Below are 16,700 nucleotides of genomic sequence, written 5' to 3' on the forward strand. Positions count from 1 at the left end.
CCATGCCGATCCTTGTCGCGCGCCCCGCGCGCTGCGCCAGCCTGCTCCTGGTTCTCTTTCTGGGTCTTTCCACCCTCGCCGCCGGTCCGGCGCTGGCGCAGGACGTCGCCGGTCGGGCGGGCGGCGTAGCGGTCCCGGCCGATGAGGTGAAGGCCTGGCTCGGCGTCGGCTACGGCACGGTCCGTCGGCAGATCGCCAACTTCGTCAGCGCCTGCAACTACTGGACCCGGCGCCTGGACGGCGCGCGGGACGGAGGCGACGCCGGGCAAGCCGGCGTGTGACGCGGCGCGCACCCTTCGATCTCGCCTCGGCCACGCCCGCCTCTGCCACGCCCGCCGCGGCCTCGGGGGTCCGCCGCCTTTCGGTCGGACGGCGGGGCGCACCGCCTGGGGGCGTCTGGTGTCGGCTCAGAAAGAGGCGCCGGGTGGCCGGCAGACGGCCGCATGCCCGGCGCAGGCCGCTGACGCCGTCATAACGTTCAACCGGACGCCATGACAGGCCGCGGCGGCAGGGGATGGAGCCCCGAAGCCGCGTTCCTCACCGCGCCTGCATCCTCAGTCCGGCATCCAGCCGGAACACCGCGCCGTTCACCATCGGGTTGGCGGCGATGCTGGCGACCATCTGGGCAAATTCATGGGGTCGGCCGGCCCGCTTGGGGAAGGGGATGATGTCGAACACGCGGTCCTGCACGTCCTGCGTCATGGCTTCCACCATGGGCGTGCCGAACAGGCCCGGAGCGATGGCTGCGACGCGGATGCCATGGCGCGCCAATTCCCGCGCCGCCGGCAAGGTGAGGGAAGCGACCCCGCCCTTCGATGCGGCATAGGCGGCCTGACCGATCTGGCCTTCGTAGGCGGCGACAGACGCCGTGTTGACGATGACGCCGCGCTCGCCTTCCGCGTTCGGCGCATTCTCCACCATCGCCGCGGCGGCGAGGCGCAGCCAATTGTAGGTGCCGACAAGGTTGACGCGCACGATGCGCTCGAATTCGGCGAGCGAGCCCGGCCCGTCCTTCTCCACGATGCGCGCGCCGGGGGCGATGCCGGCGCAGTTCACCAGCAGGCGCGGCCGGCCGCGCTCGGCGAGAATGCGGGCGAAGGCGGCTTCGGAGGCGGGCCCGTCCGCCACATCGCAGGCGAGGGTGAGCGCGCCGGTTTCCCGCGCAAGATCGGCCATGCTTTCGGCCTTCAGGTCGACCAGGGCGAGGCGGGCGCCGGCCTCGGCGAGCAAGCGGGCGGTGGCGTTGCCGAGCCCGGAGGCGGCGCCGGTGACAATGGCGAGCGCGTCGGTCACATCCATGGGTCTGCTCCGGTCTGTTCGTGCGTGGGGCCGCACGACATCATTCGCGCCGGCGGGGGCGGGCGCGTCAGGGTTCAAAGTGCGGGAGGCCGGGTCGCCGGCCCGTCGGTCAGGCGAGCGTGTCGACGAAGCGCACGAAACCGTCCAGCGGCTCGCGCTCGGTGTCGAAGCGGTTCTCCGGGGCGGCGGCGTCCGCGTATCCCAGCGCCATGCCACACACCACCATCTGCGTGTCCGGAATGGCGAGGCGCCGGGCGATGACCGCCCCATAGGCGTTGAAGGCGGCCTGCGGGCAGGTGTCCAGGCCGAAGCCGCGGGCGGCGATCATGATGTTCTGAAGGAACATGCCGTAGTCGAGCCAGGAGCCGCGCTCCATGTCCCGGTCGATGGTGAAGACCAGCCCAACCGGCGCATCGAAGAACAGGAAGTTGCGGGCGTGCTGGCGGCGCATGCGCTCGCTGTCGCCCTTGGCGATGCCCAGCGTGCCGTAGAGGTCCCAGCCCACCTTGCGGCGGCGGCCAAGATAGGGCTCGCGCCATTGGCGGGGATAGTAGGCATATTCCTCCCGGCCCGGATCCCCGGCCAGCGACAGGGCGTGAAGCTCCCGCGTGAGGGCGGCGAGGGGCTCGCCCCGCAGCACCATCACCTGCCACGGTTGGATGTTCGAGCCCGACGGCGCGCGGGCGCCGAGTTCCAGGATGCGGGCCAGGGTTTCGTCGGGCACCGGCGTCGGCAGGAAGGCGCGCACCGAGCGGCGCGAGCGGATGGCCTCCTCGGCGGTGCGCGCGGGGGCTTCAGAAGCAGCGGGAGGGGAAAGGGGCGCGTTCATTTTCCGGGCATGTCCACGGGGGTTGCCATGTCGAGATTTGCAAGCTCGTAGCCGCGTTTGAAATCGAGGATGTGCTTCTCCATCCACTCCCGGGCGCGCTTCTCGTCATGGTCGCGGATGGCGGCGTAGATGGCCTCGTGGGCCACCAGCAGTCGCTCGCCGGCATTGAGGCGCGACATCACCTTCAGGAAGGGTGGGTAGAACAGCTCGGAGATTGGCATGCGCGCCATCTGGATGGCGCGGTTGCGGGTGGCGCGGGCGACCAGATCGTGGAACTCGATGTCCAGTTCGGTGAGGCTGGTGGAATCTTTCAGCGCCTTGCGCGTGGCTTCCAGGTTCCGCTCCAGATCCTGCACATCCTCGGCATCGCTGCGGTGGGCGGCGGAGGCGGCTGCCGCCGGCTCGAGGGCGTACATGGCCTCCCACAATTCCTCGAACGTCACCTGGTGCAGCACCATGGCGGCGGTGAGGCGCTTGGAGATGTCGCCGGAATGGGGGATGGAGGCGTAGAGTTTCTTGCGCCCCGCCTCGCGCTTGACGAAGCCGTTCTGCTCCAGCACGCGAATGGCCTCGCGGATGGTGGAGCGGTTGACGCCCAGCTTCTCCGCGAGCCCGGCCTCGGAGGGCAGCAAATCCCCCGGCGCGATCTCGCCCGAAAGGATCTTGTCCTCGATGGTGCGGGCCACGAGGCGGAAGGCGGGCTCCACCAGCACCGGGTCAAGCGCGAGCGACATCTGGGACCGTCCTCTCGGCCGCGCGGGCCTTCTCCAAATCGCGCAGCACCTTGCGTTGCACCTTCCCGGTCATGGTCTTCGGCAACTCGTCGATGAAGGCGATGGCGCGGGGATATTTGTAGGGAGCGGTGACACGCTTCACGTGATCCTGCAAGGCGGCCACCAAAGCGGCATCCCCGACGAAGCCGGCGCGCAGCACCACGAAGGCCTTCACGATCTCGCCCCGCTCGTCGTGGGGGGCGGCGACCGCAGCGCATTCCTGCACCGCCGGATGGTCGAGCAAAGCATTCTCCACCTCCGAGGGGCCGATGCGGTAGCCGGCCGAGTTGATCACGTCGTCGTTGCGGCCGCGATGGTAGAAATAGCCGTCCGCATCCACCATGCCGAGGTCGCCGGTGACGAACCAGCGGCCCTCCGGCCCCTCCACATAGGCGCTCGCGGTGCGCTCGGGGTCGTCGAGATAGCCCAGCATCATCTGCGGGTTCGGGGCGAGAAGGGCGATGTCCCCCTCCGCCCCCGGGGGCAGGCGGCGGCCCGTGTCGTCGATGATGGCGAGGTCGAGCCCCGGCAGCGGCTTGCCCATGGAGCCCTCCCGCGTCGGTACGCAGGGATAGTTGAGCAGCGTCATCAGCGTCTCGGTCTGGCCGTAGGCTTCGAGGATGGGGATGCCGGTAGCCTTCTGCCAGCGCGCCGCCACCGCCGGGTTCAGCGTCTCGCCGGAGGAGACAGTGTGGCGCAGGCGCGAGAGGTCGTGCTCGGCGACACCAGCATCCACCACGCGGAACAGCTCCGTTCCGGGTGCGCAATAGACTGTGACACCGTATTTTTCGAGCAGGCGCAGGCGCTGCTTCGGGTCGAACGGCCCGTCATAAAAGAAGCTCGCGGCGCCACAGCTCCATGGCCCGAACAGGATGGAGGTGCCGGCCTTGCTCCAGCCGGTGTCGGCGGTGCACCAGATGGTGTCCCCTCGCCGGAGGTCCAGCCAATGGATGGCCGAGCCGCGCCACGCATAGAGGCCTCTGGCGGCATGGAGCACGCCCTTCGGCTGACCGGTGGAGCCGGAGGTGTAATAGAGGACGGCCGGATCGTCCGCCGCCACCTCCACCGGCGCGAAGGCCTCGTCTCCCGCCGCCAGCGCCTCCGCCAGCGGCTCGAAGCCCGGCGCGTCGCCGAGCGCGAGCCGCACCGGCACCTCGCCCATCACGTCCGCGAACTTCTCCGCATGCTCCGCGCGGGCGGCGACGGCGCGCACTCCCGCATGGCGCACGCGATAGGCGATGTCCTTGGCGGTGAGCATCTCGATGCAGGGAATGGGTACCGCCCCGAGCTTCAGGCAGCCGACCATGGCCACCTGCCATTCGGGGATGCGCGGCAGCATCACCAGCACCCGGTCGCCCTTCCTCACCCCCCGCGCCGCCAACGCCGAGGCGAAGCGGGCGGTGAGGCGCGCCATGTCGGAGAAGGAGAAGCGCCGCTCTTCCCCCGCCGCATTGGCCCAGATGAGGGCGGGGCCGTCCGCCGTGCACGCGAGATGGTCCACCACGTCGGCGGCGAAATTGAAGGTCTCCGGCACCTGCCAGCGGAAGGTGCGGGCCGTCGCGGCATAGTCGGTCATGTTGGGGGCCATGGTTTCCTCCCGGAGCATTGCGCTCTCTTGCTTTCAGATCATTTGGCTCAGATTACCTTGCCGGCCTTCAGCGCGGCGATGTCGTCTTCGCCGTAGCCGAGGCCCGCGAGAACCGCGCCCGTGTGCTCGCCGAGCAGCGGTGGCGGCGAACGCAGGGTGCAAGGCGTGCCGGAATATTTTACCGGAAAGCCGAGCTGGGGAATGGTGCCCTCCACCGCGTGCTCCATGGAGAGCAGCATCTGCCGGTGCTGCGCATGGGGATCGGCGAACGCCTCTTCCATGGAGAAGACCGGGCCGAAGGGGATATCGGAGGCTTCCAGCTCCGCCACCCATGCATCGCGCGGCTTCTGCGCGAAGAGGTCGGCGAGGATCTGCTTCTGCGCAACCTCCCGCTCGCCCTGCGGCCATTGCTCGCCCTTCAGCTCGCCGAGGTCCACGGCATCGCAGAAGCGGTGCCAGAAATGCGGCTCGATGAGGCCCAGCGCCACGTATTTCCCGTCGGCGCACGCATAGACGTTGTAGCAGGGCGCCTGGCCGATGAAGGGACGCTCGCCACCCTTCGGCTCGATGCCGGCGAACAGGTGGTCCGCGCCGTGGAGCGCCAGCCAGGAGATGGCACCATCGTGCATGGACACGTCCACAAACTGGCCCCGGCCCGTGGTCGCCCGCGACAGCAGCGCGGCGAGGATGCCCGTGGAGGCCATGAGCGAGCCGCCGCCCACATCGGCAATGGACAGGCCCGGTACGATGGGGCCTTCCCCCGCCTTGCCGAACAATTGCAGCGCGCCGGCCTCGGCGAGGTAGTTGAGATCGTGGCCCGGCTTCAGCCGGCTCGGCCCATCCTGCCCGTAGCCGGAGATGGCGCAATAGACGAGCCGCGGGTTGAGGGCGGACAGGGTCTCATAGCCGAGGCCGAGGCGGTCCATGACGCCCGGCCGGAAGCCCTCCAGCAGAACGTCGGCCTCCTCCACCAGCTTGAGGAGGATGGCGCGGCCTTCCTCGGCCTTCAGATTGAGCGTCAGGCTCCGCTTGTTGCGGTTGAGCAGCAGGAAGGAGCCGGATTCCGCCCGGTTCAGCGGCGGGAAGGTGCGGTTGTAGTCGCCGCCCTCGGGCTGCTCGATCTTGAGCACGTCGGCGCCGAGGTCCGCAAGCATCAGCGAGCAGAAGGCGCCGGGCAGGAGGCGGGTGAGGTCCAGCACCTTCAGGCCGGCGAGGGCCAGGGGGGCGGCGGTGGGAGGGGTGGCAGTGGGTGTGAGCGCGTTCATGGGATATCCGGGATCAGGCGGCGGTCCAGCCGCCGTCCACCGCCAGCGAGGCGCCGGTGATGTAGGAGGCCGCGGGCGAGGTGAGGAACAGGCAGGCGCCGACCAGCTCCTGCGGGTGGCCGAAGCGGCCCATGGGGGTGCGGGCGGTGACGCGCTCGGCGAGCTTGGGGTTGTGGCGCAGGCCTTCGGTGAGGTCGGTCTCGAAATAGCCGGGGCCGACGGCATTCACCCGCACGCCCTTCTTCGCCCATTCAAGGGCGAGCTGGCGGGTCATCAGCTCCACTCCGCCCTTGGCGGCGCAATAGGCGGTGGTCCTGGCAAGGCCCACCCGCCCCGCCACGGAGGTGACGTTGACGATGGCGCCTTCGCCCTGCGCCAGCATCACCCGGCCGGCGGCGCGGGCGGCGAGGAAGACACCGGTGAGGTTGGTGTCCACGACCGCCCGCCATTCGTCGAGGCTGGTGTCCTCGGCGGCCTTGTACCAGGGATTGATGCCGGCATTGTTGACCAGGGCGTCGATGCGGCCATGGCGCTCCACCACCGCGCGGCACAGGGCGTCCACGTCCTCCTCGCGGGACACATCGGCGGCGAAGCCTTCCGCCGTGCCGCCCTGCGCGGCGATGGCGGCGGCGGCCTCCTCGACGGTTGCGGCGGTACGGCCGGTGAGCACCACATGGGCGCCGGCGGCGGCGAAGCCCTCCGAGATGGCGCGGCCGAGGCCCCGCCCTCCGCCGGTGACGATGACGATCTTGCCCTGAAGGCCGGCGACGGGCGGCGCGGCGCCGGGCATGGCGATAGCGATGCTCATCACGCCGCCCTTCCGGCCGGCACGGCGGCTGCGGTCGCGGTTCGCGCGAGGCGCCGGGCGATGTTCCAGCGATGCACTTCGGACGGGCCGTCATAGATGCGGAAGCCGCGCACGTCGCGGAAGATGCGCTCCACCTCCGTGTCCCGCGTCATGCCCAATCCGCCGAGCACCTGCAGCGAACGGTCCACCACGCGGAAGATGGCTTCGGAGGCGAAGACCTTCACCATGGAGCTTTCCACGTTCGCCTTCTGGCCCTGGTCCAGCAGCCATGCAGCGTGGCGGATGGCGAGGCGGGTGGTGTGGAGGTCGATCTCGTTGTCGGCGAGCATGAAGCCCACGCCCTCGTGGGAGAGCAGCGTGCCGCCGAACGCCTCGCGCCGCGATGCATAGTCGGTGGCGATGTCGTGGGCGCGCCGCGCCGCGCCGAGCCAGCGCATGCAGTGGGTGAGCCGCGCCGGCACGAGGCGCGCCTGGGCATAACGGAAGCCCTCGCCCGCCGCGCCCAGCACGTCCGTGGCGGGAATGCGCAAATTCTCCAGCGCCACCTCCGCATGGCCGCCGGTGAAGGAGCTGTCGAGGGTGTCGAGGGCGCGGGTGATGCGGAAGCCCGCCGCCGGCAGATCGGTGAGGAACATGGTGGTACCCACGTCCCGCCCGTCCACGAAGGTGCGCGCCATGACGATGGCGAAGGCGGCGCCCTCGGCACCGGTGATGAGCCACTTCACGCCGTTGACGATGAAGTGGTCGCCCTCCTTCACCGCGGTGGTCTTCATGAGGGAGGGGTCGGCGCCGGCGCCCGGATGGGGCTCGGTCATCAGGAAGCAGGAGCGGGTTTCGCCCGCCGCCATGGGCGCGAGGAAACGCGCGTTCTGCGCCGGGCTCGCCACCTCGGCGAGGAGGTGCATGTTGCCCTCGTCCGGCGCGGCGATGTTCAGCGCCACCGGGCCGAGCATGGAATAGCCCGCCGCCTCGAACACCACCGCTTTGCCGAGGTGGGAGAGGCCGAGCCCGCCCCATTCCCGCGTCACGTGGGGGCTCAGCAGGCCGGCGGCGCGCGCCTTCTCCACCAACTCGCGGCGCAGGTCTTCGGTGGGGCCGTGGGCGGTGCGGCGGGGGTCGGCCTCGAAGGGCAGGACCTCGTCCCGCACGAAGGCCACTGTGCGGGCCTCCAGCGCCGCGAGTTCTTGGGGAAGCGCAAAATCCATGGGGCGTCGCCTCAGAATGTCTTGTCGTTGACGATGTCGAGGGTGAAATCGAACAGCGCTTCGGCGAGCCGGCCGAAGCCGGCATAGCGCGTGTCCGCCGTCTCGCCGGCGAGGTGCCGGGCGTGGAGCTGGTGGAACACCACGCCGAGCTTCAGCATGGTGAGCACCCGGTAGGGCTTGAGCTGCCTGAGGTCCCGCCCCGTGGCGCGGGCGTAGGCCTGTGCCGCCTCCGCGCGGGTCAGGAAGCCGGGATGGGCCGTGGGCATCTGCGCCAGCTGGTGCATGCACGGCGGATCGTCCGGCTCGGTCCAGTAGCTGAGCAGGGTCGCGAGGTCGAACAGCGGGTCGCCGCGCGTGCCCATGTCCCAGTCCACCACGGCGACGGGCGCGCGGGTCGCGGGATCGAGCAGAACATTGTCCAGCTTGAAGTCGTTGTGCAGCAATGTCGGCGCGGCTGCATCCGCCACCTCGGCGGCGGCGAGCCATGCGGCCACGGTGCGGGCGGCAGGTGAGAGCGCCCCCTTCGCCACCCGCTCGGCGCGGCCGATCCAGCCCGCGGCGGTCCGGGCAAAGAAGCCGGCGGGCCGACCGAGCGTGTCGAGGCTCACTCGTTTGGGGTCCACCGCATGGATGGCCGCAAGCGTCTCCACCAGCAGGCGCGAGACGTCGGCGCCCGTCTCCGTCGTGGCGGGGAAGGGGGCAAGGCTGTCGCCACGCAAGGCAATGCCATTGCGGAATTCGAGGAGCTGGAACGGCGCGCCGGCGACCCCGGCATCGGCGCACAGATGCAGGCTGCGCGGCGCCAGCGGCAGCTGCCGCCAGAGGTTGGAGAGGATGCGGTGCTCGCGCGCCATGTCGTGGGCGCCGGGGGGGAGGGGGCCGTCTGGAGGGCGCCGAAGCACCGCCCAGCCCCCGTCCACTCGGACAAGGAAGTTGAGGTTGGCCAGCCCGCCCGCGAACTGGCGCGGCGCGAAGGCGCGATCCAGCGTGATGCCGTGGTCCGCGAGGTGGATTGCAACCGCATCCCAGTCCAGCACCCGGCTCTCCGCACGGCTGCGCAGGGCAACGCCCGGAGGTGGCGACAAGGCCTGCCGCCCAAGGGCCACGGCCGACGCGTCGCCATCTTCCGGAGACGGCGAGGGGAGACCTTGAGGCATGCGTTCGGCTTCGACCATGAGACACCGGGGTTCGGACGTTTTGTCGGGCTAAAATTGTCCGACTGAAATTAGTTGGTCAAGTGAAAATTCGTCGCCGCAACGCAGCGCGGATGACGTCATATTTCGATAAAATATAAAAAATATAACTATTTAATTCGAGATTTAGTGGTCGGCCACGGTCTATTGACGATTCCGCATCCTTCGATTTATGGTCCGATCATCATATCAAAAATGCCGGACCAAATACCGGCCTCGGGAGGAAGCGCCAATGTCTCGAAGCCCTGGCACGCGTCGCGTGCCGACCCTTGCGTTCGCCTGTGCCCTCGGCGTCGCAGCCTTCACCGCGGCAGCATCCCTGCCCGCCGTGGCCCAGTCGCCGACCCCCGGCGCAGGCAAGGCGATGGAGCAGTTCGTGCCCATCGCCATCTACCGCACCGGCCCCTACGCGCCGGGCGGCTCGGGCATCTATGGTGCCTATGCGGACTATCTGGCGCTGGTGAACGCCCGCGACGGCGGGGTGAACGGCGTGAAGCTCGTCTATGAGGAGTGCGAGACCGGCTACCAGCCCGACCGCATGATCGAGTGCTACGAGCGCCAGAAGGGGAAGGGGCCCACTGGGGCCGCGGCCTTCACGCCATCCGGCACGGGCGGCGTCTACGCTCTCATCGACCGCATGACGGCGGACAAGATCCCCTCCGTCACCATCGGCTACGGGCGCACGGATTCCTCCGACGGGCGGGTGTTCCCCTATTTCTTCCCGCTCATCTCCAATTACTGGAGCGAGAACACCGCCACCATCCGCTACATCGCCGAGCGCGAGGGCGGGCTTGAAAAGCTGAAGGGCAAACGCATCGCCAACGTGGTGATGGATTTTGCCGCCGGCCGCGAGACCCAGGCCATCCTTGACGCCCAGGCCAAGCGCTACGGCTTCGAGGTGACCACCTTCCCCATCACCCCACCGGGGCTGGACCAGCGCGCCGTGTGGCTACAGGTGCGCCAGTATCGCCCCGACTGGGTGCTGTTCCGCGGCTGGGGTGCGGCCACCCCCACGGGCATCAAGGAGGTCGCCCGCGCCGGCATCGCCCGCGATCGCATCATCGGCTGGTGGTGGTCCGGATCGGAGGAGGACGTGACGCCCGCGGGCGACGCGGCCAAGGGCTTCATCACCGCCCAGTTCCACGCCACCGGGCCGAACTATCCGGTGTTCGAGGACATCAAGAAGTACGTCTACGCCAAGGGCGCCGGCAACGTGGAGGAGAACCGCATCGGCTCCGTCTACTACGTGCGCGGTGTGCTCCACGGCGTCGCCGTGACCGAGGCCATGCGCACCGCCATGGCGAAGTTCGGCAACCGCCCGCTCACCGGCGACGAGGTGCGCTGGGGCCTCGAGCATCTGGTGATGACCAGCGAGCGCATCAAGGAACTGGGCCTTGAAGGCCTGATGCCGGAGATCAAGGTCACCTGTGCCGACCACGAGGGCGACGGCGCCATCCGCTTCCAGCAGTGGGACGGCGCCAAATGGACGATGATCTCCGACTGGATCAAGTCGGACCAGTCCATGGTCCGTCCGCTGATCGAGGCCTCGGCGGCCCAGTTCGCCAAGGAAAAGGGCATCACGGCGCGCGACTGCGCCGGGGAGACGAACTGAGCCCGTCTGCTCCACCCACCACCCCGCCACACGAACCGACGCGCCGGAGCGCGGGCTTTGCCCGCCCCGGTGCCGGAACCATCCCAGGGAGAGGCACGCCATGAGCGAGCAAGGCCCCTTGCTGTCCATCGCCGGCATCGAGGTGATGTATTCCCGTCTGGCGCTCGTCCTGCGGGGCCTGTCGCTCAGCGTGCCGAGGGGCGGCATCGTCGCCCTGCTGGGCGCCAACGGGGCGGGCAAGACCACCACCATGAAGGCGGTGGCCAACCTCTTGCGCTCCGAGCGGGGCGAGGTGACGCGTGGCGCCATCCATTATGACGGCGCGCGCATCGACGGGCTCGACGCTTCCGACCTTGCCCGGCGCGGCCTCTCGCTGGTGATGGAGGGCCGGCACGCCTTCGGCACCCTGTCGGTGGAGGACAATCTGAAGGTCGGCGCCTTCTCCCGCCGCGACCGTGGCGTGGGCGACAGCCTCGACATGGTCTACCGCTACTTCCCCCGCCTGAAGGACCGTCGGCACCAGGCCGCCGGCCTCCTCTCCGGCGGCGAGCAGCAGATGTGCGTCATCGGCCGCGCCCTCATGGCCCGCCCGCGCATGATCCTGCTCGACGAACCCTCCATGGGCCTCGCGCCGCTGCTGGTGGAGGAGATCTTCTCCATCATGCGCCAGCTCAACGCGGACGAAGGCATGACCTTCCTCCTCGCCGAGCAGAACGCCTCCGTCGCCCTGCGCTACGCCACCTACGGCTATCTCGTGGAAAGCGGCCGCGTGGTGCGCGAGGGGCCGGCTGCGGCGCTCGCCGCCGATCCGGAAATCCGCGCCTCCTATCTCGGGCTCGATGCCTCCGCCGAGGCCGGCGGCGCGACCCTTGCCGCCCGTCGGCGCACGCGCTGGCTCTCCTGACCTCCATGGCCGAAGGGACCCTTCCTCCCATGAACCATGCCCTCGACCATACGGCGCTCGCCACCGGACAGGCGGACGCGCCCCCCGGCGAGACGCTGCCCGGTACCCTCGTTGCTGCAGCCCGCCGCTATGCGACGCGCCCGGCCTTGCGCCACAAGACGGGCGGCATCTGGCGCACATGGACGTTCGCGGATTATCTCGCCCGCACCGGGGCCATGGCCCGCCTGCTCGACGGCGCGGGCTTCACCGGCGCGGGCCTGCTGGTGACCGTGGGCGAGAACCGGCCGGAGCTGTATGCCGCCGCCCTCGGAGCGCAAGGCCTGGGCGCCGCCGTGATGCCGCTCGGGCCGGAATTCCTGCGCCGCTTCGGTGCGCCGGAGGCCGAGCCCGCCCTGGTCCTGTGCGAGAATGAGGAGGCCGCCCGCGCGTGGCGCGCCGTGAGCCGCGCCAGCGCGCCGGTGCTACGCCTCGACGAGCTGGCGCCATCACCGGAAGAGGCCCGCGAGGATGGCCTTTCCTGGTTCGCCTGGCGCGCCGCCACCGTCGACGGCGACGAGACCGCGCTCGTCCTGCACACGGACGGCGCGGACGGTCCGCCCCGCCCCGTGGCGCTTTCCCACCGGCGCCTCCTTGCCGCCGGCAAGGCGGCGGTGTCGCGGCTGGAGCTTGTGTCATCCGACCGGCTCATGGCCTTCCTGCCCGCCTCCGGCATCGAGGACGCGGCGGGCAGCCTGGTGCAGCCGCTCCTGTCGGGCTGCTGCGTGCATTGCGTGGAAGGACCAGCGAGCTTTCCCATCGATCTCAGGGAGGTGGCGCCCACGGTACTGCCCGCGCCCGCCCGCGTGTTCGAGCTGATCGATCGCGATGCGGGACGCCGCCTGTCGGGCGGCGGGCCGCTGGTGCGGGCGCTCGCCCGTGCGACGGAGAAAGGTGCTCCCGGCGCTAGCCTCGCCTTCGCTGCGCCGCTGCGCAACACCCTCGGGATCAGCGCCTGCCGGCTCGCCTTCGTCACCTCCGGCGAACTGGAGCCGGCCGCCGCCACCCGCCTCATGGCTTTCGGCCTGCCGCTGGACACGGACCTCTGCCTCGCCGAGGACGGCAGCCCGTTTTCCCGCGCCGGCACGCCGGCGGATACGGCGAGGCTGCTGCGGCACGCGGAAGCCCTGCTGCGCAGCGAGCCTGGCATCGACCGCACCCGCGTCACCCGCGATGCCACGGGTCTGCGGGTGCGCATCGCGCTTGCTCCCTCCGGCGGCGACACGGAGGATGGCGCCGCCGCCCGCGCTCGTGCCGCCACGGCTGTGGACCGGGTGAATGCCCGCCTCGCCGCGGAGAGCCACGGGCAGCCTGCCTCCATCGTCGCGCTGGAGCTGGCGCCGGACGGCTTCGGCGCGCACGAGCTGACGCTAGACGGCGAGGTGCGGCACGCCATGCCCGTCCCCCTTGCGCTTGCGGCAGACGACGCCCGGACCGAGCGCGCCTCCCGTGCGCAGGGAAGGGTGCTCATGGCGGTGAGCGATGTGGCGGTGGCGTTCGGCGGCGTGAAGGCGCTCACCGACGTTTCCCTGGCCATCCATGAGGGAGAGATCCTCTCCATCATCGGGCCGAACGGGGCGGGGAAGACGTCGCTGCTCAACGTCATCAACGGCGTCTACCACCCGCGCGCCGGCTCCATCACCTTCGCCGGCAAGGTGCGCGCCCGCATGCGCCCGGCCTTCGCCGCGCGCTCCGGCATCGGCCGCACCTTCCAGCACGTCTCCCTGTTCAAGGGCATGAACGTGATCGACAACGTGCTGGTGGGCCGCGCCGCCCGTTTCAGGGGCACGCTTCTCGGCAAGCTGCTGCGCCTGCCCTCCACCGCCGCGGAGGAGCGACGCGAGCGGGAGGCGGCGGAGCGCATTCTCGCCTTCCTGGAGCTGGAGCACCTGCGCAAGGCGCCGGTGGCGAGCCTGCCCTACGGCGTCCAGAAGCGCGTGGAACTCGCCCGCGCGCTCGCCACCGAGCCCCGCCTGTTGCTGCTGGACGAGCCCATGGCCGGCATGACCCACGAGGAGAAGCGCGACATGTGCGGCTTCATCCGCCGGGTCAACGAGAGTTTCGGCACCACCATCCTCATCATCGAGCACGACATCGGCGTGGTCATGGGCCTGTCCGACCGCGTCGTGGTCCTCAACTACGGCCGCAAAATCGCCGACGGCACGCCGGCCGAGGTGCGTGCCGACCGCGAGGTCATCGCCGCCTACCTCGGCTCCGCCGCCGTGGGCGAGGCCGCCTGAAGGAACAGCACATGAGCGATTTCTCCTTCTTCCTCGAAGTGGTGGTGGGCGGCCTGCTCTCCGGCGTCATGTACACGCTGGTGGCATTGGGCTTCGTGCTCATCTTCAAGGCCTCCGGCGTGTTCAACTTCGCCCAGGGCGCCATGGTGCTGTTCGCGGCGCTGACCTTCGTGGGCTTCCTGGAATTCGGCCTGCCCATGTGGGCCGCCTTCCTCCTTGCCCTTGCCGCCATGCTGGCACTGGCAGTGGCTATCGAGCGCACGGTGCTGCGCCCGCTCGTCGGGCAGGATCACATGATCCTGTTCATGGCCACCATCGGCCTGTCCATCTTCCTGGAGGGCTTCGCCCAGCTCATCTGGGGCACGCGGGTGCGCGGGCTGGATCTCGGCATCTCCGACGAGCCCGTGGAGATCGCCGGGATACTGGTGTCCCAGTTCGACCTCTCCGCCGCGGTCATGGCTGCGGTTCTGGTGGCGGTGCTCTCGGCCTTCTTCTCCTACACCAAGGTGGGCCGGGCGCTGCGCGCGGTGGCCGACGACACCCAGGCGGCACAGGTGGCAGGCGTGCCGCTCGGCTTCATCTGGGCGGTGGTGTGGGGGGCGGCGGGCTTCATCGCACTGGTCGCCGGCCTGGTGTGGGGCGCCCGGCTCGGGGTGCAGTTCGCGCTGACCCTGGTGGCGCTCAAGGCGCTGCCGGTGATGATCCTCGGCGGCTTCAACTCCATCGCCGGCGCCATCGTGGCGGGGCTCGTCATCGGCGTCTCGGAGAAGCTCGCCGAGATCTATCTCGGCCCGTTCGTGGGCGGCGGCATCGAGAACTGGTTCCCCTATGCGCTTGCCATCGCCGTCCTTCTCATCCGCCCCGCCGGCCTGTTCGGCGCCGCCCGCATCGCAAGGGTCTGACCCATGTTCTACCGTGACGCCGGGGAGATGAAGACCTCCTACGCCCAGGAGCAGGCCATCTTCCCCGTGGCCCTCGACCGCCGGGTGGTGATCGGCGTGGTCGCGGTCGGCGCGCTTGTCGTGCCGCTGGTGGCGGGGCCCTACTGGCTCGGTTCCATCCTGCTGCCGTTCCTGATCCTGTCGCTGGCCGCCATCGGCCTCAACATCCTCACCGGCTATGCCGGCCAGCTCTCGCTGGGGTCCGGCGCCTTCATGGCGGTGGGGGCCTATGCGGCGGTGAACCTCGTCATCCGCCTGCCCATGCTGCCGTTCCCGGTCTCCTTCGCGCTGGCGGGACTGGTGGCGGGCGCGGTGGGGTTGGCCTTCGGACTGCTGTCGCTGCGCATCCGCGGCTTCTACGTGGCGGTGGCGACGCTTGCCGCGCAATTCTTCATCGAATGGATCTGCACCCACATTCCGTGGCTGGTGCTGAACACCCCCTCTGGCGTCGTTTCCACCCCGACGCTCTTTTTATTCGGCTTCGCCTTCTCGTCGGTGCCGTCGCGCTACCTCGTGGCATTCGTGGCGGTGGTGGTCCTCGCACTGCTCGCGAAGAACCTCGTCCGCTCCTCCGCCGGCCGCGCGCTGATGGTGGTGCGCGACCACGAGACGGCGGCGGAGCTGACCGGCGTCGACACCGCCCGCGCCAAGCTCACCGCGTTCGCGGTCTCGGGCTTCTATTGCGGGGTGGCCGGCGCGCTGTGGGCGTTCCTCTATCTCGGCAACGTGGAGATCGAGGCCTTTTCGCTGCATCGCTCGTTCCAGATCCTGTTCATGGTCATCATCGGCGGCCTCGGCTCCATCCTCGGCTCTTTCCTCGGGGCGGCCTTCATCGTGCTGCTGCCGGTGGCCATCGCCAACGCGGCTGTGCTGTTCGGCGGGGCGCTGAAGCCCGACGTGCTCGCCAATCTCGAGCTGATGATCTTCGGCGCCCTCATCGTGTCCTTCCTGATCATCGAGCCGAGCGGCCTTGCCCGCCTCGTGGTGAAGGCGAAGGAGCGCCTGCGCCGCTGGCCGCTGGCCTATTGAGACCTCGGGCGGGACCACAGTCGCGGACGACGGCAGTCCGGAGCGCACCCGGAACATTCATCTGTGCGGGAGGAAGAAGCTGTGACATTCGAATTCATTCGCACGGAGGTTCGCGGTCGCGTGGGATGGGTCACCCTCCACCGCCCGGAGGCCCTGAACGCGCTCAACGCCGCCATGGTGGCGGAGATCGTGAAGGCCCTCAGTGTGTTCGGCGCTGATCCGGATATCGGCTGCGTGGTGCTGACCGGGTCCGACCGCGCGTTCGCTGCGGGTGCGGACATCAAGGAGGCGGCGGAGCGCACCTATCCCGAGACCTTTCTCGATGATTTTCTCGCCTCCTGGGATGCGATCGCACGCATGCGCAAGCCTGTCGTCGCCGCGGTCGCAGGCTATGCTTTGGGAGGGGGCTGCGAGGTCGTGCTGATGTGCGATGTCGTCATCGCCGCGGATACGGCGCGTTTCGGCCTGCCGGAAGTGAAGATCGGTGTCATGCCGGGCGCGGGAGGAACACAGCGCCTCGCGCGTGCCATCGGCAAGGCCAAGGCCATGGATCTTTGCCTGACGGGCCGGATGATGGACGCCGCCGAGGCGGAGCGGTCGGGGCTGGTTTCGCGTGTTGTGCCCGCATCGGACCTGCTCGCCGAAGCGCAGGCCGTCGCCGAAGCGATCTCGGCAAAATCCCGCATCAACACGATGGTGATCAAGGAGGCCGTCAACCGGGCCTTCGAGACCTCTCTCTCGGAAGGGCTCCTGTTCGAGCGCCGGACCTTCCAGGCCCTTTTCGCAACCCTCGATCAGAAAGAGGGGATGGCGGCATTCGTGGAGAAGCGACAGCCGGAGTTTCGCGGCCGATAAGCATTTCGCAGGTCATGATTTTACACGCGAGAGATGTGTCCATGCCTCCACCGCCTCGGTGCCGATATCCTCGCGGGCGATCCAGGTCCGCAGGTGGTCGATGTCCAGTTCGGGTGTCCCGGT

General features: G+C 69.5%; 15 protein-coding genes and 1 pseudogene. 8 read left to right on the forward strand and 8 right to left on the reverse strand.

Annotation, left to right across the window (positions count from 1 at the left end; genetic code table 11):
• The first annotated feature begins 2 nt into the window (after positions 1 to 2).
• A complete protein-coding gene (locus FZ033_RS22955) occupies positions 3 to 281 on the forward strand; it encodes a hypothetical protein (RefSeq protein ID WP_149578386.1) in 279 nt (92 codons plus the stop codon).
• Between the two features lie 256 nt (positions 282 to 537).
• On the opposite strand, the gene FZ033_RS22960 is transcribed toward FZ033_RS22955, so the two are convergent.
• The 8 genes from FZ033_RS22960 to FZ033_RS22995 form a co-directional block, all read right to left on the reverse strand.
• Complete coding sequence (locus FZ033_RS22960) at positions 538 to 1,299, reverse strand: SDR family NAD(P)-dependent oxidoreductase (protein WP_149578387.1); 762 nt, start codon at positions 1,297 to 1,299, stop codon at positions 538 to 540.
• A 109-nt stretch (positions 1,300 to 1,408) separates the two neighbouring features.
• Positions 1,409 to 2,128 carry a nitroreductase gene (locus FZ033_RS22965; protein WP_149578388.1) on the reverse strand — a complete coding sequence of 240 codons (720 nt, stop codon included), beginning with the start codon at positions 2,126 to 2,128 and terminating at the stop codon, positions 1,409 to 1,411.
• Positions 2,125 to 2,862 (reverse strand): FadR/GntR family transcriptional regulator, encoded by a 738-nt coding sequence (locus tag FZ033_RS22970; protein ID WP_149578389.1) that lies wholly within the window; start codon positions 2,860 to 2,862, stop codon positions 2,125 to 2,127. Before FZ033_RS22970 ends, FZ033_RS22965 begins: the two co-directional genes overlap by 4 nt.
• The gene (locus FZ033_RS22975; RefSeq protein WP_232847627.1) at positions 2,846 to 4,507 is read right to left on the reverse strand and encodes an acyl-CoA synthetase; all 1,662 of its coding nucleotides are present in this window, start codon (positions 4,505 to 4,507) and stop codon (positions 2,846 to 2,848) included. Before FZ033_RS22975 ends, FZ033_RS22970 begins: the two co-directional genes overlap by 17 nt.
• 29 nt (positions 4,508 to 4,536) lie before the next feature.
• Complete coding sequence (locus FZ033_RS22980; protein ID WP_149578390.1) at positions 4,537 to 5,754, reverse strand: CaiB/BaiF CoA transferase family protein; 1,218 nt, start codon at positions 5,752 to 5,754, stop codon at positions 4,537 to 4,539.
• A gap of 13 nt (positions 5,755 to 5,767) precedes the next feature.
• On the reverse strand, positions 5,768 to 6,562 hold the full coding sequence (locus FZ033_RS22985; protein WP_210247945.1) for an SDR family NAD(P)-dependent oxidoreductase: 795 nt from the start codon (positions 6,560 to 6,562) through the stop codon (positions 5,768 to 5,770).
• Positions 6,562 to 7,767 carry an acyl-CoA dehydrogenase family protein gene (locus FZ033_RS22990; RefSeq protein WP_149578391.1) on the reverse strand — a complete coding sequence of 402 codons (1,206 nt, stop codon included), beginning with the start codon at positions 7,765 to 7,767 and terminating at the stop codon, positions 6,562 to 6,564. Before FZ033_RS22990 ends, FZ033_RS22985 begins: the two co-directional genes overlap by 1 nt.
• A gap of 11 nt (positions 7,768 to 7,778) precedes the next feature.
• Positions 7,779 to 8,852 carry a phosphotransferase family protein gene (locus FZ033_RS22995; RefSeq protein ID WP_210247946.1) on the reverse strand — a complete coding sequence of 358 codons (1,074 nt, stop codon included), beginning with the start codon at positions 8,850 to 8,852 and terminating at the stop codon, positions 7,779 to 7,781.
• Between the two features lie 340 nt (positions 8,853 to 9,192).
• Between FZ033_RS22995 and FZ033_RS23000 the strand changes: the two genes are divergently transcribed.
• From FZ033_RS23000 to FZ033_RS23025, 7 genes and pseudogenes are all read left to right on the forward strand, one after another.
• A complete protein-coding gene (locus FZ033_RS23000; RefSeq protein ID WP_149578393.1) occupies positions 9,193 to 10,572 on the forward strand; it encodes an ABC transporter substrate-binding protein in 1,380 nt (459 codons plus the stop codon).
• 100 nt (positions 10,573 to 10,672) lie between these two features.
• Positions 10,673 to 11,476 carry an ABC transporter ATP-binding protein gene (locus tag FZ033_RS23005; RefSeq protein WP_149578394.1) on the forward strand — a complete coding sequence of 268 codons (804 nt, stop codon included), beginning with the start codon at positions 10,673 to 10,675 and terminating at the stop codon, positions 11,474 to 11,476.
• Positions 11,477 to 11,505: 29 nt separating this feature from the next.
• A pseudogene (locus FZ033_RS24705) lies at positions 11,506 to 12,405 on the forward strand (AMP-binding protein); the annotation flags it as partial.
• A gap of 576 nt (positions 12,406 to 12,981) precedes the next feature.
• Positions 12,982 to 13,752 (forward strand): ABC transporter ATP-binding protein, encoded by a 771-nt coding sequence (locus tag FZ033_RS24710; protein WP_232847629.1) that lies wholly within the window; start codon positions 12,982 to 12,984, stop codon positions 13,750 to 13,752.
• A gap of 11 nt (positions 13,753 to 13,763) precedes the next feature.
• Positions 13,764 to 14,654, forward strand: a complete 891-nt coding sequence (locus FZ033_RS23015; RefSeq protein WP_149578396.1) for a branched-chain amino acid ABC transporter permease — start codon at positions 13,764 to 13,766, stop codon at positions 14,652 to 14,654.
• Between the two features lie 3 nt (positions 14,655 to 14,657).
• Complete coding sequence (locus tag FZ033_RS23020) at positions 14,658 to 15,722, forward strand: branched-chain amino acid ABC transporter permease (RefSeq protein ID WP_149578397.1); 1,065 nt, start codon at positions 14,658 to 14,660, stop codon at positions 15,720 to 15,722.
• An 81-nt stretch (positions 15,723 to 15,803) separates the two neighbouring features.
• Entirely contained in the window at positions 15,804 to 16,577 is a 774-nt protein-coding gene (locus FZ033_RS23025) for an enoyl-CoA hydratase (RefSeq protein WP_149578398.1), read from the forward strand.
• Positions 16,578 to 16,700 lie beyond the last annotated feature (123 nt).

It is taken from the genome of Xanthobacter oligotrophicus, assembly GCF_008364685.1.
Classification (GTDB): Bacteria; Pseudomonadota; Alphaproteobacteria; order Rhizobiales; family Xanthobacteraceae; genus Xanthobacter; species Xanthobacter oligotrophicus.